This window comes from Armatimonadota bacterium, assembly GCA_037138755.1.
GTDB lineage: Bacteria > Armatimonadota > Fimbriimonadia > Fimbriimonadales > Fimbriimonadaceae > Fimbriimonas.
This window is the reverse complement of record JBAXHT010000001.1, coordinates 1,559,948-1,582,205: the sequence shown is the minus strand read 5'-3', so window position 1 is coordinate 1,582,205 and position 22,258 is coordinate 1,559,948. Positions and strand designations below refer to the sequence as shown.

Sequence of the window (22,258 nt, the reverse complement as noted above, 5' to 3'; positions counted from 1 at the left end):
CCTGGTACCTACGGATTGACGATTAGCTTGTCGATTTTAGGCGAGATGCGCTTTGCTTCCGCGAGGAGTTTCGCTGAACGATCTGGCTGGGATTTCTCGAACACTTTTCCAGCGTGGTAGAGGATGTGTGGGTCTTTTGAGCCGGTACTCAGGGCCTTTTCTGCGGCTTGTTCGGCTTCTCGGAGAACCTTGTCGCCTTCGCCGGTGACGGAAGCAGGGATCAGCTTCCAGTAGCGGTAGGTTGCCCAAGCAAACGTGTCGTAGGCGTAGATGTCCTTGCGGTTTTGGAGGTCTTCTTCGGCGGCGTGGTGGGCAAAGGCTAGGTTCTGACCCAAGTTCGCAAGTGCCATGGCGAAGAGGCGGTCGTGGGTATGGCGAGTTTGGTTCATCGCCTTTGCGTGGGTGTGCTTAGCGGAGACGTCCATTGTTTGACCGTTCTTCAGGTTCTCCTTCTTCATCTGTTCGAGTAGAGCGCTTGCCTTTGCTTGGTTACCTTCAGCCAAATAGGCTTGAGCCGCCAGGCCCTGTACATCGGTCATTTTGGCAATCTTGCTGGTTTTATCCGCCCAGTTGATTGTGTCCTTCACTGAAGCTGTTTCAGCAGCGAGGCGGGATTGCCAGGCACAGACTTGGTAAGAGTGAGGGTTGAGATCGTACGCTCGGTCGAGTTCGACCTTTGCCTGCTGATAGTCTCCGGCACGCATCAGAGCAGCCCCAAGTTGCATCCGGTACCAGGCGACGGTTGAAGCCGGAAGGGATGTGATCGCATCGATCTGATTCACTACGGCTCGAAGGATTTTCACTTCTTCCGCCGGTCGCCCCGAGATTCCTTCCCAGCGAGCACGGACGACTAGAGAAGTTGGATCCGTTTTGGATTTCAGGTAAGGAAGCTCCTTGCGGAAAGCATCATAGAGGCCCAATTCAAGCTGGATTTCCATTCTTTGACGACGCAGGTTCTCATTGGTCGGAGTGGCTTCGTAGGCTCGGGAAACTTCGTCGTACGCATCGTGGAAGCGATGCTGGGCAAGTAGCGACTTGGTCAACAGGCTCTCGGCAGCTTCGTTTCGGTTTCGCCGACACGAAAGGGATTTTCGAGCTGCTTGTTCGGCTTTGATGGCCGCATCGTCATCGTCGCGCTCGCTAGCGAGTGAAGCGTAAGATTCGGCAAGAAGGTTCCAGCCGAGGGCTCCGGTGGGGTCATTTTTTACTCGCTCCTCATGAAACGTAATTTGACGAGCGGTTGCTTCGGGGTCGAAGGCGGGATGGGTTGCTTTTGGGACAATTGGATTTGTCGGTGTTAGACCAGAGATTCCGGCATTGCAACCGACGGCGACGAGCGCAAGAAGCGTGATTGGGACGAAGGATTTCATAACTTGATCGATCTGCCCCTCTTCCGAGGGGCTTATGGTCTTTTCTTAGCGGGGATCACCAAGGTACGGGAAGGATGATTTGAAGTGCTTTCCACCCATTCCAACGTTGTCGGATGTCAGAGTTGGGATTTCCTTTCCGTCTGCCGGTGCAAGCCCGAGAGCAGAAATAGTCGTTCCGAACACGACCCCAAGTGACATGTCGACAACGTCATCTTCCAAAGCTCTTCCACCAGCAAGCGATCCAGTCGCTCCGTTGGTCTGAACTCCAAGATAGGCGGCTTTTCCGTTGACGCCAAGATCGGCGATCATGATGTCGGGTACCAAAACGGCCTTGACGACATCGGTGATTGCCTGCGAACGTCCGGCGGTACCCACCATGAAGCTTTGAATATCGTTCGCCAGCTCATTCTTGTCGTTGGTCGGAATGGCAAGGTTATTGGTCTTGTGACGATCGTTAGCAAAGGTTGCAAAGACTTCGTTGACAACCGGGTTAGCGAGGCGGTCCTGCTGGTTGTAAACCGAGCCTGACTTGACGTTGGTTGTAGCCCAAAGACCGATCTTGGTGTTGCCAGAAGGAAGCGAGCTGTTGCTGCTTCCGCCGCAACCGACAATCGAGAGGGCGATAACGGCGAGAGGGAGAATTGTAATTGTTTTCATCTTAGTTCAGAAGGTCTGCCTTAGGGATTTCGATGACGATGCTCAGCACGTTGAAGCCACCGTTGGACAAAAAGTCCACTGCGTTCGGTGGCGTTCGCCAAGTTGTCTGCATGGGTTGGTTTGGGTTAGCCGGAGGAGTTGTCAACCCAGGAGGGACGCCACGATCTGGAAGAATGTTGAAGAACTGCTCCAAGTCAAAGAAGAAAGAATCTTCTCGTGCTCCTGCAAAGACTCGAACGTTTGTCCGAGGGAAGAACACCTGATTAATCACGCCGTTCGTTTCGTAGGATGCAACCTTCGTATTGCTTGCGCCAAGCTCGTTTGGCTTGGTTGGCGGTGAAACGTGGACTACTTGGCTTGGACCAGTACCCTCGAACCAAACCTGGATTACTCGATCTTCAATGCCGTCAGCGTTTTGGTCAATCTTGAACTGGTAGAGCGCGTCCGGGTCGAATGAGACGCCGCCCGATGCACCGCGACCGATCAGCGGATTAACGTTCATTGCCAGAATGTAACGATCCGAGTTCTCGGGGCTTTGGAACATGTACACGTCGGTGAGGTCAGTTCCTGCCCGATTAACGACTTCCTTGGTGTCGGCGTGGTCTGACGCTTGCGCTGATTTGATGGTGAAAACCGCACCTACAGACACGAGGGCTGCGAGGGCGATAAGTCCGATTTTGTTTTTCCGCATTGGATGACTCCGATATCGGCCGGGCCGATATGAAGATGATCGACTTTGAACCTGAATGCTATCTGAACGTGACTTGACAGTTCGGTTAAGCTTGGACCGGAAGACAAAAAAATGCTCCTCGATTGACGAGGAGCACGTATGGTTCGGGCGGGCAGAATCTAGTTTCCGCCTTTATAGTTGGGATCCTTCTGCGCAGGAACCATTGTGAAAGTCGGTTCCTTACCTTCAAGCTCACCGGAAGGAGTGACCTTCGTTTCTGAGACGGTCTCACCGCTTCCGCACCCGAAGGCGAGGAGCGCGGCGAGACCTGCGAGGATGAAGCGTGCTTTCATCTTCTTAGTTTGGAACGTAGTCAGGTCGGAAGAGCGGGACGTGACACTGACTGTCGATGTAGATGTTGGTCTGGCTAGGAACGCCGTTGGTGAGGTAAGTGCCCGATGGGAAGAACGGATCGTTCTTGGGATCGCCAGTACCGGTCGGTCGAGTTTTTGCGTGGCCGTCTGCGTAGACCCAGTTTTGGGTCTTGTTGAAGCACCAAGTTGTTCCGTAGGAGACGTTTCCGAAGCTAGATTGGATACCGTTGGGGTTGGTGGTTGATCGGTCATCTCGACCTACGTTGCAGGAGCCAACTCCGCTGACGATTGGTCCGCCGCCATTGAACTTACATTGGGCGGTTTCAATCGCACAGATGAGGAACGGGTTCGAGTAGCCGCCACCACGCTCAGCTTTCTTCCCAAACATTGGCCACCACATCGGAACGGTTGCGGGAGAAGCAGGCTCAGTTGCTGAGCTCGTTCCGAGGAGTCCGTTGAAGCTGTAGGACATGTTGGTTGGCTGGGCAGCAAGGTTTGTTGCGGCCGTATTCCAGTCTCCGCCTCCAATCTCAACAACAGGAGCATCGGGCATTTGGAACATCTGTTGGTTCTTGGCGTATGGTTGGACGGAGTTACCGGCTGCGTCTCGACCACCACGGATTCGTCGCATGCATCCACCTGCTTCAACTGCGTTCTGGGTTGCGTTCCAGTTGGATGGGTAGTAGATGCGAGAGTTGTAGTTCCACTCGTTATCGCAGCTCTGGCCGACTTGCTGCATGAAAACATCGTCGTTGTCGGCGGTGTAGATCATGGAAGCGGTTCCGATCTGTTTGAGGTTGGATAGGTCAGCGGTTTTCTTTGCCGCAACCTTGGCTTGGGCGAAAACTGGGAAGAGGATGGCTGCAAGGATCGCGATGATTGCGATAACCACGAGCAACTCGATAAGAGTAAATGCGCGACGTAGCATGAATAGTTCTCCGAAACGACACCTTTGGGGTGCCCAAGAGACAACGTTACGCCTCCTCTGTTAAGAGTGGATTATGAAAGTGCACTCTTTAAAAATGTTTTTCAACAAGTCTTTTGCTTCTGATTGAAGCCTTGCCACTCCATGTAAGTTCTCCACCCGTTCTTCAGACGGAACATCACCGTTACGGTCAAATCTCAATCTGATGTTTCAACAGATATCGAACGGCGAAGGAGCCACCCGCTTACCGAATCTGCTCGTTCTTATTGCGTTCGCCTAACATCCAACGGTATACTTCTCGCTTGTCTGTAGCCCTGCCGTGCGGTGTGGGTCGGACCGAAGTTGGGCGACGGGTCGCCCTCAGTTGATCCAATTTTAGGAAAAAACAAACATGGCAAGAGCTAAATTCGAACGAAAGAAGCCGCACGTCAACATTGGCACCATCGGCCACGTTGACCACGGCAAGACCACTTTGACCGCCGCAATCACCGGCGTTCTCCAAACCAAGGGCCTCGCCCAGGCACGCCGATACGACGAAATCGACTCGGCACCTGAAGAAAAGGCACGAGGAATAACCATCAACATCTCGCACCAGGAATACGAGACCGATACGCGGCACTACGCGCACGTCGACTGTCCTGGCCACGCCGACTTTATCAAGAACATGATTACCGGCGCTGCGCAGATGGACGGAGCAATCCTGGTTGTTGCTGGTACCGACGGTCCTATGCAACAGACTCGAGAGCACATCCTCCTGGCTCGCCAGGTCGGTGTTCCTTACATCGTTGTTTACATCAACAAGGCTGACCAAGTTGACGACGCCGAGCTTCTTGAGCTTGTCGAAATGGAAATCCGAGAACTGCTTTCGAAGTACGGCTTCGACGGCGACAACACCCCGGTCATCATCGGTTCGGCACGAAAGGCTCTCGACCAGGTCGAGGGTGGAACTGTTGACTACGCCGAGAAGAACGTTAAGTCGATCACCGACTTGATGGATGCTGTCGACGCTTGGATCCCAACCCCAGAGCGAGATAAGGACAAGCCGTTCCTCATGGCTGTCGAAGACGTTTTCACGATCACTGGTCGCGGAACCGTTTCGACCGGTCGTGTCGAGCGAGGTCAGCTCAAGTCGATGGAAGAAGTCGAAATCATCGGTCTCCGAGACAGCCGCAAGACGGTCTGTACCGGTATCGAAATGTTCCGAAAGACCCTCGACTACTGCGAAGCTGGTGACAACGTCGGTCTCCTCCTCCGAGGTATCGACCGAGAAGGCATCGAGCGCGGAATGGTTATCTGTAAGCCAGGAACCGTTAAGCCACACACTCAGTTCAAGGGCGAAGTTTACGTTCTCTCGAAAGAAGAGGGCGGACGACACACCCCATTCGTTCCTGGATACCGACCTCAGTTCTTCTTCCGAACGACTGACGTTACCGGTACCATCGACGAGATCCGAGGTCAAGGCGGCGCCGTCGCTGAGATGTGTATGCCTGGCGACAACGTCCAGATGACCATCACGCTCATCAACCCAATCGCGGTTGAAGTCGGAACTAAGTTCTCCATCCGCGAAGGTGGACGAACCGTCGGTGCGGGCTCCGTCACCGAAATCATTGCCTAATTCCGCAAGGAAGTAGGTGAAACAGATCGCCCCGAATCATTACTGACTCGGGGCGATCTGTTTTATCTTTTAATTCGGGCCAGACCAATAATGCCGATTGGTTGCCCTTTCTGAGTGTCTGCGTGACACTTGTAGCAAGAGTCATCGCTGGCAAAGATTTTTCGAGCTTCGATCACTACTTTGTGGTTGCCTACGTACGTCTCTTCAAAACGCGCCTGGTTACGCTTCATCTTCAAGAGGCTACCCGCCGCCGGTTTTAGGTACTTATTAACAAAGGCCGAATTGGCGTCGTACGCAGCGCGAATCGACCCGAACCACTCACTTGGAGTCTCTTCTAGGTCCCAATACGCGCCCTGAGTGTTGAATCGCTCTGGGACGCCGTTTTTGAATTTCCCTAGTGCAAACACCCCAAGGTAGTGATCCTTTGAAAGTGTCTGAAACGCCTCCGGTACTCCGTGAGTGTTCGCGACTTGCCGATTGTGGATCGACGGGAGGCGACTGATTCCAAAGCGGCCGTCCTCTGGTCTTTCGCTCATGAACTTAGCGAAGCCGTCCACGAACCTTTGAACATGATCCTGCGATTGACCTGGCGGAGAAGCAATTGTTGCCCCAAACACAATTCCCAGAGAACCGGCTAGAAGAAGAGTTCCTTTCATGGCGTCAATCCGTTTGACGCACTTTACGAATTCTCGCTTCGCAAAAGTTCCTCATAAGGTTCTTCTCAGCCCGAGGCGAAGATTAGAAAAACGGCACTCCCGCAATATGATCACCTTGCCAATCTAATTCAGTGACGCCTTCACCCAAGCCTGATTGAGGACAAACTTAGCAACTTTTCTACCCATTTCTTGCCCCATGACGTTATCAAACTCAAAGTGAATTCCGCCATAGATTCGACTTCTACCACACTCCTTCGCCGTGTTGGTAAAGCCATGAATCGTCCGAGTTTGCCAATTCTTGGTGCTGTCGCTCGCTACTTCAACTTCGATATCATCTCGACCAAAACAAGCCTTGAGGACCTCCGCACCCGCTGCCGAGAAGGCACTGTGTCCACTAACACAGGAGGGGTGGTTCGGGGTCACGATGAGGCTCCTCCAAGTGGGATCAACTTGCGTTCCAGGATTCCCATCTTTGTCGGCTTCTCGGATTGCGGTCTGCGGTCTCCACATCCGGGTTTCGTACTTGAAGTCCCAAGCCGCAGTACCAGCATCGGCCAGGGCCACGTTTAAGACGGCATACATGAACAAATTCTGGTGAAAAGTCCGATTCTCTTTCACTGCTGCGCGAGTCGCCAAATCATTCCATTGGCCCACCGGGGTCAGAGTTCCACCCTGACCTTGCCAAAACTGCGCGATCAGCGTCTGCTCCTTCGTCCGTTCCGTACTTACACGGCCGCCCAGGCGCCGCACTTCTTCTACTGCAGCTGCATACTCCGCACTGTCCAGTGCAATGGATCCCGACGGAAAGCAGGCCTGGTTGTTCGGAATCGCGAAAGGTCGCACAAACTTCCACCCCGGAAGCACGCTTGGTTCGTACCGCTTCAAATCTGGTTCTTCAAGAATCTTTACCGGTCGCCACTCGCCGATCCCTGTACCCCCAGGGTCGGTGTATTGAGCATCCTTTGCTCCGTCGTCTGCCCGGGCTCGAAGGATGGCCCTCGCCGCCTCTTCACCGATCCGTTGGGCTTCGTACCAGTGCTTCTTTTTCCTAAACTCCGGCAGTCGCCGACGCCAAGCTTCCTCAACAATAAATGCTTGCTCAGGAAAAGCTCCTTTAAGAGCCGTCGCCGCCGCAACTGCGACCGCCGCATCTTCCGGCACTCCAACTTCGTCCGTCATGCCCTTGTAGATGTAGCTCACTCTTGTTCGTCTTATAGCCGCCGAGGCGTCAAACTGAGCAATCGAGGAGATCGCGAGGTTTCGAGCGATTAATGGCGGCGGAATCATCGCCGACTTCACCACTTTCAACCCAACGTTATTCCAGTAAATCGCCTCGTCCGAGACTGCATTAGCAAATACCGGTAGCAAACACCCCGACATCAAGCAAAGCCGACGAACGCAATTCACACCTCTATTTTAGTCCCAATCTGGCACAGTTCTGATTTCTGCAACCATCTTGCGAACAATGGGGGTAGTCAGTGCGTTATTCTTAAAGTTCCCGATGAGCGCAATCACTGAATCTAGCCCAATGCCCTTCGAGCAAGTGCGCCTCGAAGGCCGCAAGCTGGACACTGAACTCATCGAGCTGATTCCCGGAGAATTCGCCCTCAAGAATCAAGTCTTACCGCTCGAGCGAACCAACGGCAAAATGCTGGTCGCCATTGGCTCCCTCGAATCGTTGCCGGCTGTCTCAGACCTAGAAGTTCTTCTTAACACCGAAGTCGAACCCGTTCTTGCCGATCCCGCGGAGCTTAAAGAAAAAATCGAAGAGATCTTCCTCGAAAAGATCCTTAGCCAAGTTTCCGGTTCGAACGATGCCGATTCGATCCAAGACGGCGACGACGTCACCGACCTTGCCGACCTCCAAAAGATGGCAGGCGAAACCGCCGTCGTCCAGATGGTCAACCTCCTTTTCGCCCAAGCGGTGCGCGACGGAGCCTCGGACATTCATATCGAACCGTACGAGAAGGACGTTAAGGTCCGGTTCCGCGTCGACGGCATGCTGTTTGAGGCCATGAAGCCGCCTAAGCGCATGCACGCGGCCCTTATCTCGCGCATCAAGATTCTTGGCGAGATGAACATCGCCGAGCGGCGACTTCCTCAGGACGGCCGTATCAAGATCACCATCGCCGGACGCCAGATCGACGTCCGTGTCTCCATCCTCCCCACCGTCTACGGCGAGCGCGCCGTTATGCGTATCCTTGATAAAGGCACCGCGATGATGGGCCTCGAAGAGCTTGGTGTCGCCCCTGAAGTGCTTGAGCGATACCGCAAAGTCATCGGCCAACCGTACGGCATCATCCTTGCCACCGGTCCGACTGGTGCGGGAAAGTCAACGACTCTGTATGCTTCGCTCAGCGAAATCTGGAGTCCGACCACCAACATTCTCACCGTCGAAGACCCGGTCGAATACCAAGTCGCCGGAATTGGTCAGATGCAAGTGCGCTCCAACATCGGTCTCACCTTTGCCGCCGGACTCCGTTCCATTGTACGGCAGGACCCCGACGTCATCATGGTTGGTGAAATCCGAGACCTTGAAACCGCCGAAATCGCAATCCATGCGTCGCTCACTGGCCACTTGGTCTTCTCGACCCTCCACACCAACGACGCGCCCGGTGCGGTCACCCGACTCCTCGACATGGGCGTCGAACCCTTCCTGGTATCGTCTTCCCTGCTTGGCGTCGTAGCCCAGCGACTTGTAAGACGCATCTGTTCCAACTGTGCCGAGCCCTGCGGTCCGCCGAGCGTGGAGTTCATCCAGGCTCTCGGAATCACAGAGGAAGACCTGAAGACTGCAAACTTCCGAAAAGGTGCTGGCTGTGAGAAGTGCGGCGGCTCGGGGTACAAGGGACGACAAGGTCTCTACGAACTATTTGTCATGGACGAAGCCCTCAAGAAGATGGTCGTCGACCGACAGTCAGCCAATGAGATAAAAGCTTACGCCGTCAAGAACCAAGGTCTTGTACCGCTACTCAGTGACGGCAAGCGCAACGTTCTCCTCGGTAAAACCACGCCCAACGAAGTCCTCCGTGTCTGCCAGAGGGAGGAACTCTAATTGGCGACGTACTCATTCACCGTCCTGGAGCCATCCGGGCAGCGCAAGAGCGGGTTTGTTGAAGCAAACACCCGCGAGGCCGCCGTCATGCAGCTCACCCAAACCGGAAGCTTCCTGCTCGATCTAAACGAGCAAGCCGCCCGAGCCGGATTCGGTGGCGGTGAAGAAAAGAAGACCCGAGGCAAGCCGAGCCGAGCGGATCTGGCAATGTTCTCGCGCCGGATGGCGGATCTCGCCGACGCAGGACTGCCCCTCGACCGTGTCCTCCAAGTCGTCGCCGAGCAATCAGAAAACCAGTATCTCACCGAAATCGCTGAAGAAGCCCTCGAAGATGTTCGGGGCGGGGCGTCTGTCTCCGCCGCGCTCGGAAAGTTTCCCAAAATTTTCCCGGAAGTCTTCACCTCAACCCTTCAAGCAGGTGAAGCTTCCGGTCAGTTCGCCGAAGTCGCCGCAAGACTTTCGGAGTTCCAAGAGAAAGAAGTTGCGCGAAGAAGCACCATCGCATCCGCAATGGTCTATCCATCGATCCTCGGCGGAACCGCGATCATGGTCGTCATCTTCATCCTCACCTTCGTTATTCCGAAACTGAGCGACACCTTCGCCGCCCAGGGCGACAAACTACCGACGCCAACCAAGATCTTGATGGCTTCTGGTGCGTTCATCTCCACAAACTGGCTGATAATCGTCGGCGGAATCATTGGCGCAGTGGTCCTGTACAGGCTCTGGACTGCGACCGAGGCGGGTGCAGAAATCCGCGACCGCATACTGCTAAAGATTCCCCTCATCGGCAAGATCATTCAGAAAGCCACCGTTTCTCGCTTCGCTCGGGTTCTCGGCACCCTCGTTTTTGGCGGCGTTCAGATTCTCGACGCACTGGAACTCGCCGGAATCGCCGCCGGCAACCGCGTCTTCCGACGTTCGGCAGTCGAAGTCCGCGACGCCGTTCGGGAAGGTCGGCCCATCGCCGAAGCGATGCGCGATACTCAAGCGTTCCCGGCGGTTTTGACCCACATGGTCGCGGTCGGAGAAGAAACCGGCGACCTGCCAAAGATGCTCACCCGTGTCTCAGATGCCCTAGATTTCGAAGTTGACAACGGCTTGCGCCGTGCAACGTCGATGGTGGAGCCAATGATCGTTCTTTTTATGGGCGTTTTCGTTGGTTTTGTCGTTCTAGCAATTCTCGTCCCAATTCTTAACTCAGCAACTCTCGTGAAGTGAAACATGAAACTCTCTCGCAAAATTCGTAAAACACGCGGCTTTACGCTCATGGAGCTTATGGTCGTTATTCTGATCATCGCCGTTCTCGCGTCGTTGGTCGTTCCTCGTCTGCTTGGGGCGGGCACCGACGCTAAAATCGCAGCTGCAAAGGCAAATATATCCACTATCGGAAGTGCTCTTCAGAGATTTCGGCTTGACTGCGACCGATTTCCCACGTCTGAAGAAGGAGTCCAGGCTTTAACCACACCTCCCTCAGACGCTGAAGGGTGGAAGGGGCCATACGTCGAAAAGGACATTGTTGAGGACCCCTGGAAGATGCCTTACGAATACTCCTGGCCAGGAATGGCGGGCGATGACTCGTTCATCATCCGAAGCTACGGACCAGACAAACAGGCAAACACCGACGACGACGTCACCAACATGGATCTGTAAAGAGCGGTTTGATGCGTCGTCGTGGATTCACCCTGGTTGAGGCAATGCTGGTTTCAGCAGTGCTTGCGTTAGTCGCAAGCATTGTTGCGCCGCGCCTTGTCGCGTTCCAGGATAGCCAGCGAACGCTCAGAGACTCCCAGACCATCGAGACATTTGCCGAAAGAGCGCACTCTGCGGCGATCAGCGGTCGAAATATCCAAGTGCTTAGCTTTGACGGAGACACTAACACGCTCCGCTACAGTCCCGAAGAAGAAGGTGCTGGACAGACCACTGGCACGACCACCGGAACTAGCGACCCGACGGAGCAGAAACTGCTTAACACTTGGTCAGTCTCTGACGTAGCGAAGGGCTCGGACGCAGACACAACGTCGGAGTTCAGTGTTCGATTCTTCGCTGATGGTAGCGCCGAAGCGACCACCGCTAGCTTCAAGCAAAACGGGGTCATTTTTGGTCTTACGGTCACGAAAGAAGGCAACGTCACCGTTAGCCGAGGCGCACCCGCCGCACAAAACAACTCCGAATGGGAGGCAGGAAACCTTGAACAGAAAGGTACGGCTTAAGGGCTTCACCATCATGGAGGCTCTGGCAGCCGCCGTCCTTGTTGGGGTCGGTGTCACTGCCGGGATGAGCGCGATTGGTTCGATGAGCCAGACTGAGATTCGGATGCGAGAGTCCGAAAAGCTCAGCCGCTTGGCACACATGAAGCTCGACGAGATCATAGCTCTTGGCAACGCCACTAACACGGATACCGATGGAAACTTCGAGGAGTACGGCGAGCCGAACTACGAGTTCACCGTTGAGGTTCAACCGTCCGGCGTCGATAGCCTCGACACGATTCTCGTGATCGCCAAGAAGTCGAACAGCGACACAACCGCCCAAGAGGGACGAGCGCGGGGACTTTTGTTTACTCCACCGGAGACCACGCAATGAGAGTTCGCGGACTGACTCTAGTAGAGCTCATGGTTGCGATCGTGATTACTGCGCTGATCGCAGCCTCCGCTGGCCAGGCGACCTACGTCGCTGTGCGACACAATGCTTCGGCGAAGGCATACAGAACAGTGGCAACTCGAGACCAGCAGTTTGAAGACCGGTTGCGGACCCTCATCTCGGCGGCCTGCCTTTCGACCGTGACGACCGACCCAGCAAGCTACTACCTAGGTGGCGATGCAGCTGGTGACACCGATCAAAGCATCACCACGTCGGGCGCCGGACTGGTTTTCACTGCCTTATCCGAAAAACTTCCTGCCGAGTACGTTAACTCTCAGGACGACTTCGAAACTCTCAACCAGACTTACGGTCCGCGCGGTGGCCTGTGCGAGATCTCAATCTCGCAATCTGCAATCGGCAATGCACCAGTCTCAACGGGACTATTCCTCCGCCGGCAAACTCCGGCTGACGGTGACTCTTCTCAGGGTGGATTTGAGTCCTCACTCGATTCGGATATCGAATCAATCTCATTCGAGTTTTACAATGGCGAGAGTTGGGACCTTTCTTGGGACTCCACAGCGATGGACGTTCCGCGACTTCCCTCAGCGGTCCGAGTAACTTACTCAAGGACGAGCGACTCAAAGGAGCACGTATTCATCGTTCGACTGCCGCTGAGCGACGTGACCCCTGATAATCCTGTCACTGCCGGGAGTTCAACGCAATGAACAGACTCTCGAAGCGCCGACCTGCTTTCTCGCGTCAACGAGGAGTTTCGTTCATCATCGCCCTAGCCGCAATGGCACTGGTCGTCACTGTCGTGGCGGTGTATGCCCAAAACCAAACCGTTGCCTTCAAAGCCGTTGTTGCCCGTAACGAAACCCGAAAAGCCGAAGCGGCAGCCATGGCGGGTGTTCAGCGTGCAATGGCAGAATTGCAAGCCGTCGTCGATGCCACGGACCAACCAGTCACTCTTGAAGACGATTGGGCAACGTTTGGAAACAACGGCGCCGAAGAATTTATGATGGGGCAGGACTCGTTCCGAATCCAGATTATTGACAATGCGGCTCGAATTGACCTGAATACCGTCACTCAGGATCACCTCGCAAACCTTAATCTCACCCAGGAGCAGATCGACAGTTTCCTCGATTGGCGCGACGTTGCCGTCGACAGCCGCCCGGAAGGCGCAAAAGACGACTACTACAACCGTCTCGCGAAGCCCTATAACGCGCACGAGAACCAACTCCAATCGGTCTACGAAATCTTGGACATTAAGGGGTTCACCCCACAAAACGTCTTCTTTCCTGTAGATAACACGTCGAGTACTGCCGCTTCATCGGCCGTCAGCGACCTTGCTCTAATCGAGCTAATCACGACCCAAAACTTCTCAGCCGCCCGTACTCCGGAAGGTGATGGCCGTGTAAACGTTAACAACCCCCAGCTCAACGCTCAGAATTTCGCTCAGCAAGCCCAGATCCCAATCCAAAGCGCTCAGCAAATCATTGCTCAACGCGCCACTCAGCCGAACGCGACATACACTGCCCTGAGCCAAGTTCTCAGTGTTCCTGGAGTAGCCAATAACCAAGCGGTCGTTCGAAGCGTCCTGGATCGAATGACCGTTTCACCCGGCGAGCAACTCAGCGGGAAGATCAACGTCAATACGGCACCTGAAGCTGTCCTCCAGACGATCCCTGGAATCAGCCAAGACCAAGCTACCCAGATGGTAGACAGTCGACCGACCGGAGGCTACACCCAGCTCAGCGAACTCTTGAGCATTGCTGCGGACCAGGCATTCGCCGGAGCTGTTGCCGATCGGCTTAACGTGAACAGCCAGTGCTTCCAGGTCCGAGTCCTCGGGAAATCTGGACAAACAGAATACGGAATCGAAGCCCTGGTCCAGATCGACCAAGGCGTCATGAAAGTCCTCCGCATCGAACGCCCACCTTACGCCAACCTCGCCACCCAATGGCTATGGGACGAGGCAACGACCCAAACCACGCTTTTGGAAAACTAGATGAACCAGAAACCTACACGACCAAACCTGATTATCGAATGGGATCGCGACTGGACGCGGGTTCATTTTGTCGACTCTACGCAGACCCGAGAAGGCGTCTCCTTGGGTTCCATCGAGGGAGTCGGCGGAAAAAATGCCGTCGTCGTCCTCTCTCGACGCCTGGTAATGCACCGCTCCATGGTATTGCCGGAGGCAGCCCGAAACGACACTCTCGTTGTCCTCAAGCAGAAGCTCGGTGACGTGTTCCCGATCCAAGTTTCGGAGCTTGCATTCGACTTTCTTCCGTCTGCCGTCCGCTCTTCCGAAGGGCGCTTAAGCGATGTTTTTGCAGCAAAGACGAGCGACGTCCGGGAGCTCCTCTCGGTCTGCGATGGCCTTGGTATCACCGTTCAGCAGATCGTTCCTGCCCAAGCCTACGCCCTGAAAGTAGCACAGGAGCAGGGCCTGGTCTCCGGCATCATCGCCGAGCGGTTCGGCGATCTGGTCAACCTTGACGGCTTCAAAGAAGGCACGCTTGCCGTCTCAAAAACCGTTACGCTCGACCGTCTCGACGACGAGATTGCCCGCGTGGCCGCTGTATCGGGATCGAAGATTCTTGCTCAAGGTGTCGAATTCAAAGGCACTGAGCAAAAGCTCGGCGGCTTCCTCGTCTCGCTAGCTGGCTCCGCCGCCATCCCGATGGACCTCGAACCCGATGAATATCGCCGAGAGAAAATCGAGAAGAAGCGCAAGATCGCTCATCGACAAGCATACGTTTTGTTTGCTGGTGGATTCTGCGTCGCGGCGATGGTTGGCAACGAGCTCATGCTGAAACAGCAAGATTTTGCAAAAACTGAGAAGAAAGAAACGAACCTGACAAAGCTCCTCAAAATTGGCCTCGATTCAAAAACCTCGGAACTATCCAAGGTTGGACCGAAAGCCAAACAGCTCAAACTCGCCTTTATGCCTGCCCAAAAGATTAGCGATGTCACCAAAGTCGCGACAATGCTGGTGCCAAAAGGCGCTTGGCTGACTTCGCTCAACTTGGAGCGAGGAAAACTTCTCCAACTCCGTGGCAGCGCGAAGAGTTCGGAGGCTGTTGCCACATATGTCGGAGAATTGAGTAAACAATCGCGCTTCCGCGACGTTCGACTCATTAGTGCCAACGCGGGCGAGCTTGAAGGTGAGAAGATCATCCAGTTCAACATCACCGCGTTCCCGGTCGGAAACCTCCCGGTCATCCAAACCAGCAAGAAGAAAAAGTAGATGATCAATTTTAAGGACCCCAAAGACCAGGTACCAAGCCTTCTCGCAATCGTCGGAATTGTCTTGCTATGCGGCTCGATCGTTGGCTTGTTCATGAACAAGAAGGTTTCGACCACGGAAATGGCTCGAAAGAACAACCAGAAACGCCTTGAGTACTCAGCGCTAAAAAAGAAGACTGAAGCCGACATTTACTCTGCCGACCTGATAATCGAAAAGCAGCTGTGGAAGGAGAAGGTTGCTGACATCACCCCCGTGTCGCTGGCAAAGGTCGGCCGACTGGTATCGGATTCCAAGCTGAGTTTAGTCTCATTTCGCCCCCAAAAGCCCCTGGATGGAACCGCTTTGCTACAAATTCAGTACAACTTATCTGTTGACGGTTCGTATACAAGCGTAGCAACCCTGGTTGAAAAGATTGAAAAGTCAGACGCTAGGCTGGCTGTGAATTCGATTCAATACGCCGCTTCGCAAAATGATTCGGATCAGGTGACCGCTGTAATCGGACTAGTGGCCTTCCACGATTTTGTAAAGCCTGAGAAGGCGACCACTAAACCGGGCAACACAAAGCCCGAAAGGAATTCCGGAGTGAAGAGCTAAAAATGTCGAAAGCCACAACTCAGAATAAGAAAAGCTCCATGCCTCTCCTCGTTGGCGTTCTCGTGATTGCGTTAGCCTTCGGCATGATGGGGGGCGGAAGCGGAGCCACTGCGAAGAAAGGAACCGCCATGCAATTTCCCACCGCGAACAAGAAGAAGAAGTCTGGGGAAATTGAATACCTGCCTGAGGATGAAAAAGCGCAGTTTGCTTCAATCAGTGGCGAGCTCCCCAACGCCTTCAAGCCCGCCGTCCAGAAACGAATTGCAGTGGGTTCTGCAAAAACTTCCAACGCGATTCCGCCCATCTTCACCTCCGGTGAAACCGGATGGATCTACACCGGCAACATGGAGGTCAACGGCGGTCAGAACGCTCTCCTCGAAAACGGAGGAACCGGCGAAGGCGTCTTCCTTAAACCTGGCGAAAAGTGGAAATCCATGACGCTGAAACAAGTGAAGGCAGACTCGATCGTGCTGAGGGCTGCAGACGGCTTTGAGAAAGAGATTTTCTTCGGCAGCAATCAATCTGACGCCGCGCAAACTGTAGCGCCCGTTAATCCCGGCCCTGCCCCACGTCTGGCAGGTCAAATCGGTGGAGGCGGGCAAGTTTTTGCCGAGTCGCCACAAAACATGGCAACTCTCCCCGCTATCGAAGGTTTCGGTGGCAACGACCAAACAAATGGACGGCGTGGACGTCGTAACCAGTAATGAATAAATTCCCAACTCGTAGTTTTTCGCTCGCCTTAGCCCTTGTAGCAGGTTCAGTCGCTTCCGCTCAATTCGATATGGGAGGTGGAGCCTCTACTTCAAGCTCCAGCGGTTCCTGGGCCGAAAAGCTGAAGATGACATCGAAAGCCAAAATCAAGCTTGACTTCCGAAATGCGAACATCGACCTCGTCCTTCAGATGTTCCAGAAGACGAGCGGAAAAACGATCATCAAAGATCCAAACCTGACGGGTCCTTTCACGATCACGTCGGCCGGAAGTGTGGACCTCAGCACCGCGTTCACCATTCTCGAAAAGACCCTCAACCTAAAGGGCTATGACATGACGGCTGAGTCCGGCATGGCAGTTATCAAGAAGCGCGAGACCCGCGGCGGTGGCGGAATGGGGAGCATTTTTGGTCAGGGTGGCGGGATGCCAACCGGAATGAGCTTCCCTGGTATGGGTGGTGGCGATCAGCCTCCTCTCAAACTCAAATTTTATCCGATCAAATACGCAAACGCAACCCAGGTTGCACGGGTCGTCAATGAAGTCTTTGTCTCGGCTGGACAAACCAACTCGAACCCCTTCCAGAGCATGTTCGGTGGCGGAGGGATGGGCTTCCAGGGTGGCGGTCGTGGCGGACGAGGCGGGGGCTTCAACCCAATGAGCATGTTGGGCGGCAATCGAAACCAGTCAAGTTCAAACGTTCGTGCTTCTGCCGATGATTTCTCAAACTCCGTCATTGTCAACGCTCCAGACAAAGAGCAACTTGAAGTCGAACGGGTCATCAAGCAGATCGACAAAGAAACTGATCAGCCTCAAAAAACGATGGTGTACAAACTAGAGTTCGCAACTGCAACCGAGATTGCCCCAACCATCCAAAACGTTCTCACCAACAACGCCCCGCGAGGTCGAGGAGGCACCACAAGCTCGGGTGCAAATATTGGCGACCGATTCCAACAGGCCGCCCGATTCGGCTCCACTCAGGCTGCCTTCGGAACCGTGGCTAGCGACACGCGCACCAACTCACTCGTCATCACCGCGACCGATGAAAGCCAGCTTATCGTTGCACAGGTCATCAAAGACATCGACAAACCAGTCGAGTTCCAGAACACGACCTTCGTGTTCCCGCTAAATAACGCCAAAGCAGACGATGTGGCAAACCTTCTGAACCAATCCTTCGGCCAACGCCAAGGCGCTGGTAGAACGAACCGCAACACCACCCCAACCCAGCAGAGAACCAACACCAACAATGCTCAGCGGGCGAACAATAATGCTCAGAGAATCGGTGGCACCATCGAAGACAACCAGATGTTTGTGGACATGGAAGACCCGAATGCAACCTCGGGCGACCTTATGACCAACGTCTTCGCACAAGGCGGAGGATTCTTTGGTCAGTTCGGTGGAGGAGGAGGAGCGCGGACAAACGCACAAACCCAAAATCAGACTCAAACTGGTAGAGACGCCAACGGACGACTCGTCCCTATCCGAGACCTTACTGGTCAGATCACCGCGATCCCCGATCCAAACACCAACTCGATCATCGTTGTCGGAAACCCCGACTCCGCGGCTCTCATAAAGCAGATCCTTGAGCAACTCGACCGAATTCCTGAGCAAGTCATGATCGAGACGATCATCGTCGAAGCGAACTTGGACTCGACGAATAAGCTCGGTGTTGAGTGGAACTACACCAGCACCGGTCAGTTCGGAACTCCTGGGCAAACCGGTACGGTGGGAACAGACTTCAACCAGGCAAAGGCAAATCCTGCCCTCCAAGGCTTCCGATACACCCTCGGCGGCGCAAACCTGACCGCGTTCATGAACGCAATTCAGACCGACACCAAGTTCCAAATCCTTTCAACACCGCGAATCTTCACTTCGAACAACACGCAGGCGCAGATCAATATCAGCCAAAGCATCCCTTACGTCACTAACAGCCGTATCGATGCCAACGGAAACACGATCTTCAACTACGCGTTCCTCGACGTAGGAATCGTCTTGACCGTCACCCCGCGAATCACCGCCAACGGGTACGTCACGATGGACGTTAACCAGACTGCAAACGATCTCCAAGGCTACACAACCTTTGATGCGCCGATCGTCAACCAGCGAGAAGCAGATACTGTTGTCAGTGTCAAGAACGGCGAAACCATCATCCTTGGTGGAATCATTCGGAACAGCGTGAGCACGACTTCGAACAAGGTTCCCGTCCTCGGAGATATTCCATTGCTGGGTCAGTTGTTCAGAACAAACTCTAAAATCTCGAACAAAACCGAGTTACTAGTGCTTTTGACGCCGCGAATCGTGAAAGATGAAGATGAAGCACGTCAACTCCGATTGGATCAAACCAAGAAGCTCTCCCAGCTCAACCAGGACGCTCTTGGAAAAGCGATCCCGCCGGAAAGCACAAAGACCGAAGTGAAGGAACCTGTGAAGGCTCCCGTTAAAGACCAGAAGAAATCTGGAGGCAATTAAATGAAGAAAATCATTCTCTCTCTCGTCGTAGCCGTCGTCGCCTGCGCCTCATTCGCCCAAGGTGGCGGTGGCCGCCAGGGTGGAATGATGGGCCGAATGGGCATGGACAGCCCGCTCATGATCCTCATGCGAGAGGACCTGAAGGAATCCATCTATGCCGATCTCGGTCTTTCAGATGACCAGAAGCTAAAGCTTGCGGAATATTTCGCACCGGATGCTATGCGCGAGCGGTTTATGTCGGTCATGCAGAACTCGGGCATGAGCTTTGAGGACATGCGTTCGGAAGAAGGTCGCAAGAAGATGCAGGAAATCATGGGCAAGCAACAGGAGTCCATGAAGAAGGAAATCGAGGGGATGATGACCCCAGATCAGGTCAAGCGGCTTAGTCAGATTTATCTTCAAGTAAGCGGATTTCGATCGGTCCTGAACAAGGACGTCGCCAAGGCTCTTGAGATTACGTCGGCACAGCAGGAGAAGATCGACGGTTTGCAGAAAGCTTCCGGCGAAGCGATGACGGCACTGATGCAAAAGATGCGCGATCAAGAAATCACTCGCGAAGAGATGCAAGAGAAGCAGAAGAAGAACGGTGAGATCATGAATACCGAACTCGGGAAGATTCTGACCGAAAACCAAAAAGCCAAGCTATCTGAAATGGGCGGCAAGAAGTTCGTCCACAAAGAAGGCTAAGCAGCGAATTACGTAAATATTGAAGAAGGCGGCTAAGGACATCTTAGAAGCCTTCTTTTGGTTGGCCTCTAGGCTCGCGGCTAGAGCCTCGAGCCTACAAACTCACTTGCTCCAGCTCTTCCAGTAGTTCTCGTCCTCAATCTCAAGCGCGTACTTCGTCAGCTTGAACGGCTTAAATGTATCCACCATGACAGCCAACTCGTCCGTCTTGGTCGCCCCAATCGCCTTTTCCACAACCCCTGGCTGCGGCCCGTGCGGAATCCCGAGCGGGTGAAGCGTAATGCTTCCCTCTTCGATCCCCTTTCGAGAGCCGAACTTGTCGTTGCAATAGTAAAGAACCTCGTCGGAATCGACGTTGCTGTGTACATAGGGAACCACAATCGCCTCTGGATGGTAATCCAACATGCGAGGACAGAACGAACAGACGACAAATCCCGGAGCCTGGAAGGTCTGGTGGATCGGTGGGGGCATGTGCAACTTGCCCGTGATCGGCTGGAAGTCGTTGATGTTGAAGGCATACGGATAGCAGTAACCGTCCCAGCCGACGACGTCTAGAGGATGGTAAGGGCTGGTGTACTCTGTCATCCGGTTCCGGCTTCGGATCACCACTTTGGTTTCCTCGCGCTGATCATGAACCGGCAGTTCGGACGGCGGGCGGAAGTCGCGTTCTGAGTAGGGTGCATGCTCTTCTAGCTGCCCATACTCGTTTCGATATCGCCGTGGTGTCTCAATAAAGCCGTGACTCACGATAGCTAGCATTCTCACCGGAAGTGTCTCGAAGTTGAGCTTGTAGATTGTCCCGCGAGGAATAACCAGGTAATCGCCTTCTCGGAAGTGGATGGTGCCGTACAACGACTCCATGGTTCCCTTTCCGTCATGGATGAACAAGCATTCGTCCCCGTCCGAGTTCTTAAAGAAGTAATCCATCTGCTCGGCGACCAGAACCTGGTTCCACTCGATATCGTTGTTGCCCATCAAGCACTTCCGACCCGATACCGCGTCGCCTGCTGGCTTTAGCTGCGCCGTCTTCAGGTGCCGGTGGTGTACCGGCTGCTCTTCCAGATACTGCGGCGCACAAGACCCCAAGTCTCGCCAAGGCCCCATCTCCGTCGGCTCGTTAATGTGATAGAGCGTCGAGCTGACATTGCTGAAGCCGTGAGTGCTGAACAGTTGCTCCGTATAAAGCCCCCCGTCAGGCTTTCGGAACTGGATATGATGCTTCTTGGGTAGCTGGCCGAGGTGATGGTATCGCATAGTGCCTCTTCTTCGAGTTGTTCTACGAGTTTACTGCGATGGAACGCTGTTCCTGAGGATTGGAAGTTGGACATACTGGAACTTGATGACGGCGGCAGGCATGACTTCTGGCCCGAAGCGAAGATTGACCTTCGCTACTTTCGGCAAACTTCTGCTCTGCGCGTACGCTTGCGCCCTGGTTTATAGGTATCACCGCAACACGAGCTACACGGGCGAATACATCAAGCTCCAACGAGAGGCAATTCAACGTAAGAACCTCAAGCTACTTACCGGTCCCTTTGCTCCTGTCGCGGGTGACCTGGACTTCAAGCGGACCAACCTTGGGCAAGCGTTACCCATTGGTTTTGCGGACGATGGGACACTTCTCTACTCGTCCACATTTGACCCAGGATCAAACAGAAACAAACGAATCTTCTTGCGGCGACCGGACGGCAACACCAAGGAATTGGCTGGACGACCCTCGGGAATCCTAGCCGATGGACGAGTGGTCCAGCAGATGGATCATGAGATTCGAATCGATGGAAAGCCACTTGGCTTGAGTGGTGCTACTCACCCAGACCTCAGCACGGAATACTTTGGGGGAATATCTTATCGAGATCTCATCGCGGCAGCTGGATCGAGCTTCATCCTCACAGAGTCCTCCTACATCGCCCTGATTTCATCCACAGGAGTGGTCAAGGAGATCCGGAGCTTTTCGCCTGCCGACGAGAGCCCTTGGATCGCCGCTGGACGAACCTTTTTCATCTTTGACCCCATCTACCGCAACTCGTTTCCGCAGTCATTCCAAATTTCTGCCTCGGGCACGGTGTATGGGATGAATTACGAAAACACACAGATTTACGGTAGCCAGTCAGCAAGCGGATATGTGCCCTACAGATCAGCTGGGGGCCCTCTCACTCCGATCCCCTTACCCGAAGGCTTCCGACCCGACTACACTGACCCGCTCGTCGGCTTCGACGATTCGGTGGTGGTTCACTACCGAGACCCACACAATCTCCAATACTGGCCGCACTTCGTTAAGGACGGAATGGTTGATCCGGTTCCGCTTCCAGAAGGCTCAACCACAGGCAAAGCAGTTGCGGTGGCGGATCGCTCCACGATGGTGATTAGGTGCGGAACCGCACCCTATGGGGGCAGTCTATATCTCATGAAGGACGCCAAACTGTTCCGTGTGCCGCAGCCGCGTGGTGGAGCTGGTTCCGAACTCATAATCCCCGACAATCAATCGGGCGACTCACGAAATCAGGGACGCCGATGGATTTCGAAAACCGGCGCGTTTGTAGCATTGGAGAAACAGAATGCGATCCTTTTTGAACCGCTTCCGATGCCTGCTTCGCCATAAGCTAGGCCTCAATTCGAGACCAAACAACTCTCCGTGCTTATCGACACAACC

General features: G+C 54.2%; 22 protein-coding genes. 14 read left to right on the top strand and 8 right to left on the bottom strand.

Annotated elements, in window-relative coordinates; genetic code table 11:
• Positions 1 to 8: 8 nt before the first annotated feature.
• The 5 genes from WCK51_07520 to WCK51_07500 all read right to left on the bottom strand — a co-directional run bounded on the left by WCK51_07520 (position 9) and on the right by WCK51_07500 (position 3,999).
• A complete protein-coding gene (locus tag WCK51_07520) occupies positions 9 to 1,370 on the bottom strand; it encodes a hypothetical protein (GenBank protein ID MEI7576725.1) in 1,362 nt (453 codons plus the stop codon).
• A gap of 45 nt (positions 1,371 to 1,415) precedes the next feature.
• On the bottom strand, positions 1,416 to 2,027 hold the full coding sequence (locus WCK51_07515) for a DUF4331 family protein (protein ID MEI7576724.1): 612 nt from the start codon (positions 2,025 to 2,027) through the stop codon (positions 1,416 to 1,418).
• Position 2,028: 1 nt separating this feature from the next.
• Positions 2,029 to 2,718, bottom strand: coding sequence for a DUF4331 family protein (locus WCK51_07510; protein ID MEI7576723.1), 690 nt, complete (start codon positions 2,716 to 2,718; stop codon positions 2,029 to 2,031).
• A gap of 158 nt (positions 2,719 to 2,876) precedes the next feature.
• Entirely contained in the window at positions 2,877 to 3,050 is a 174-nt protein-coding gene (locus WCK51_07505) for a hypothetical protein (GenBank protein MEI7576722.1), read from the bottom strand.
• A gap of 4 nt (positions 3,051 to 3,054) precedes the next feature.
• Entirely contained in the window at positions 3,055 to 3,999 is a 945-nt protein-coding gene (locus tag WCK51_07500; protein MEI7576721.1) for a prepilin-type N-terminal cleavage/methylation domain-containing protein, read from the bottom strand.
• Between the two features lie 388 nt (positions 4,000 to 4,387).
• On the opposite strand from WCK51_07500, the gene tuf reads away from it, so the two are divergent.
• Entirely contained in the window at positions 4,388 to 5,611 is a 1,224-nt protein-coding gene (tuf, locus tag WCK51_07495; GenBank protein ID MEI7576720.1) for an elongation factor Tu, read from the top strand.
• A 62-nt stretch (positions 5,612 to 5,673) separates the two neighbouring features.
• On the opposite strand, the gene WCK51_07490 is transcribed toward tuf, so the two are convergent.
• Both WCK51_07490 and WCK51_07485 read right to left on the bottom strand, forming a co-directional pair.
• A complete protein-coding gene (locus tag WCK51_07490; GenBank protein MEI7576719.1) occupies positions 5,674 to 6,267 on the bottom strand; it encodes a hypothetical protein in 594 nt (197 codons plus the stop codon).
• A 123-nt stretch (positions 6,268 to 6,390) separates the two neighbouring features.
• Entirely contained in the window at positions 6,391 to 7,674 is a 1,284-nt protein-coding gene (locus WCK51_07485) for a vanadium-dependent haloperoxidase (protein ID MEI7576718.1), read from the bottom strand.
• 94 nt (positions 7,675 to 7,768) lie between these two features.
• Here WCK51_07485 and WCK51_07480 point away from each other — a divergent pair, with 94 nt between their 5' ends.
• From WCK51_07480 to WCK51_07425, 12 genes are read left to right on the top strand one after another with little or no spacing between them, the layout of a single operon-like run.
• A complete protein-coding gene (locus tag WCK51_07480; GenBank protein ID MEI7576717.1) occupies positions 7,769 to 9,322 on the top strand; it encodes an ATPase, T2SS/T4P/T4SS family in 1,554 nt (517 codons plus the stop codon).
• Positions 9,323 to 10,540: a type II secretion system F family protein gene (locus WCK51_07475; GenBank protein MEI7576716.1), complete on the top strand. Its 1,218-nt coding sequence runs from the start codon at positions 9,323 to 9,325 to the stop codon at positions 10,538 to 10,540.
• Between the two features lie 3 nt (positions 10,541 to 10,543).
• Positions 10,544 to 10,972, top strand: a complete 429-nt coding sequence (gene gspG / locus WCK51_07470) for a type II secretion system major pseudopilin GspG (protein ID MEI7576715.1) — start codon at positions 10,544 to 10,546, stop codon at positions 10,970 to 10,972.
• Positions 10,973 to 10,983: 11 nt separating this feature from the next.
• On the top strand, positions 10,984 to 11,532 hold the full coding sequence (locus WCK51_07465) for a prepilin-type N-terminal cleavage/methylation domain-containing protein (protein MEI7576714.1): 549 nt from the start codon (positions 10,984 to 10,986) through the stop codon (positions 11,530 to 11,532).
• A complete protein-coding gene (locus tag WCK51_07460) occupies positions 11,510 to 11,902 on the top strand; it encodes a hypothetical protein (protein MEI7576713.1) in 393 nt (130 codons plus the stop codon). The genes WCK51_07465 and WCK51_07460 overlap by 23 nt, the downstream gene beginning before the upstream one ends.
• Positions 11,899 to 12,624 (top strand): prepilin-type N-terminal cleavage/methylation domain-containing protein, encoded by a 726-nt coding sequence (locus WCK51_07455; GenBank protein ID MEI7576712.1) that lies wholly within the window; start codon positions 11,899 to 11,901, stop codon positions 12,622 to 12,624. The genes WCK51_07460 and WCK51_07455 overlap by 4 nt, the downstream gene beginning before the upstream one ends.
• On the top strand, positions 12,621 to 13,910 hold the full coding sequence (locus tag WCK51_07450) for a type II secretion system protein GspK (protein ID MEI7576711.1): 1,290 nt from the start codon (positions 12,621 to 12,623) through the stop codon (positions 13,908 to 13,910). Before WCK51_07455 ends, WCK51_07450 begins: the two co-directional genes overlap by 4 nt.
• A complete protein-coding gene (locus WCK51_07445; protein MEI7576710.1) occupies positions 13,911 to 15,155 on the top strand; it encodes a PilN domain-containing protein in 1,245 nt (414 codons plus the stop codon).
• Positions 15,156 to 15,749, top strand: coding sequence for a hypothetical protein (locus tag WCK51_07440; protein MEI7576709.1), 594 nt, complete (start codon positions 15,156 to 15,158; stop codon positions 15,747 to 15,749).
• 38 nt (positions 15,750 to 15,787) lie between these two features.
• Complete coding sequence (locus WCK51_07435; GenBank protein MEI7576708.1) at positions 15,788 to 16,453, top strand: hypothetical protein; 666 nt, start codon at positions 15,788 to 15,790, stop codon at positions 16,451 to 16,453.
• Positions 16,453 to 18,924 carry a secretin N-terminal domain-containing protein gene (locus WCK51_07430; protein MEI7576707.1) on the top strand — a complete coding sequence of 824 codons (2,472 nt, stop codon included), beginning with the start codon at positions 16,453 to 16,455 and terminating at the stop codon, positions 18,922 to 18,924. Before WCK51_07435 ends, WCK51_07430 begins: the two co-directional genes overlap by 1 nt.
• On the top strand, positions 18,925 to 19,611 hold the full coding sequence (locus WCK51_07425) for a hypothetical protein (GenBank protein MEI7576706.1): 687 nt from the start codon (positions 18,925 to 18,927) through the stop codon (positions 19,609 to 19,611).
• Positions 19,612 to 19,713: 102 nt separating this feature from the next.
• Here WCK51_07425 and WCK51_07420 read toward each other — a convergent pair whose 3' ends face one another.
• Positions 19,714 to 20,865 carry a homogentisate 1,2-dioxygenase gene (locus WCK51_07420; GenBank protein ID MEI7576705.1) on the bottom strand — a complete coding sequence of 384 codons (1,152 nt, stop codon included), beginning with the start codon at positions 20,863 to 20,865 and terminating at the stop codon, positions 19,714 to 19,716.
• Position 20,866: 1 nt separating this feature from the next.
• Here WCK51_07420 and WCK51_07415 point away from each other — a divergent pair, with 1 nt between their 5' ends.
• On the top strand, positions 20,867 to 22,207 hold the full coding sequence (locus WCK51_07415; protein ID MEI7576704.1) for a hypothetical protein: 1,341 nt from the start codon (positions 20,867 to 20,869) through the stop codon (positions 22,205 to 22,207).
• Positions 22,208 to 22,258: the final 51 nt, after the last annotated feature.

Excerpts from the sequence above, each read along its gene's own strand:
- WCK51_07465 (MEI7576714.1), top strand. The coding sequence starts at position 10,984 with ATGCGTCGTCGTGGATTCACCCTGGTTGAGGCAATGCTGGTTTCAGCA.
- WCK51_07490 (MEI7576719.1), bottom strand. The coding sequence starts at position 6,267 with ATGAAAGGAACTCTTCTTCTAGCCGGTTCTCTGGGAATTGTGTTTGGG.
- WCK51_07430 (MEI7576707.1), top strand. The coding sequence starts at position 16,453 with ATGAATAAATTCCCAACTCGTAGTTTTTCGCTCGCCTTAGCCCTTGTA.
- WCK51_07515 (MEI7576724.1), bottom strand. The coding sequence starts at position 2,027 with ATGAAAACAATTACAATTCTCCCTCTCGCCGTTATCGCCCTCTCGATT.
- WCK51_07455 (MEI7576712.1), top strand. The coding sequence starts at position 11,899 with ATGAGAGTTCGCGGACTGACTCTAGTAGAGCTCATGGTTGCGATCGTG.
- WCK51_07520 (MEI7576725.1), bottom strand. The coding sequence starts at position 1,370 with ATGAAATCCTTCGTCCCAATCACGCTTCTTGCGCTCGTCGCCGTCGGT.
- gspG (MEI7576715.1), top strand. The coding sequence starts at position 10,544 with ATGAAACTCTCTCGCAAAATTCGTAAAACACGCGGCTTTACGCTCATG.
- WCK51_07510 (MEI7576723.1), bottom strand. The coding sequence starts at position 2,718 with ATGCGGAAAAACAAAATCGGACTTATCGCCCTCGCAGCCCTCGTGTCT.
- WCK51_07445 (MEI7576710.1), top strand. The coding sequence starts at position 13,911 with ATGAACCAGAAACCTACACGACCAAACCTGATTATCGAATGGGATCGC.
- WCK51_07450 (MEI7576711.1), top strand. The coding sequence starts at position 12,621 with ATGAACAGACTCTCGAAGCGCCGACCTGCTTTCTCGCGTCAACGAGGA.
- WCK51_07435 (MEI7576708.1), top strand. The coding sequence starts at position 15,788 with ATGCCTCTCCTCGTTGGCGTTCTCGTGATTGCGTTAGCCTTCGGCATG.
- WCK51_07500 (MEI7576721.1), bottom strand. The coding sequence starts at position 3,999 with ATGCTACGTCGCGCATTTACTCTTATCGAGTTGCTCGTGGTTATCGCA.
- WCK51_07505 (MEI7576722.1), bottom strand. The coding sequence starts at position 3,050 with ATGAAAGCACGCTTCATCCTCGCAGGTCTCGCCGCGCTCCTCGCCTTC.
- WCK51_07480 (MEI7576717.1), top strand. The coding sequence starts at position 7,769 with ATGAGCGCAATCACTGAATCTAGCCCAATGCCCTTCGAGCAAGTGCGC.
- WCK51_07440 (MEI7576709.1), top strand. The coding sequence starts at position 15,156 with ATGATCAATTTTAAGGACCCCAAAGACCAGGTACCAAGCCTTCTCGCA.
- tuf (MEI7576720.1), top strand. The coding sequence starts at position 4,388 with ATGGCAAGAGCTAAATTCGAACGAAAGAAGCCGCACGTCAACATTGGC.
- WCK51_07420 (MEI7576705.1), bottom strand. The coding sequence starts at position 20,865 with ATGCGATACCATCACCTCGGCCAGCTACCCAAGAAGCATCATATCCAG.
- WCK51_07425 (MEI7576706.1), top strand. The coding sequence starts at position 18,925 with ATGAAGAAAATCATTCTCTCTCTCGTCGTAGCCGTCGTCGCCTGCGCC.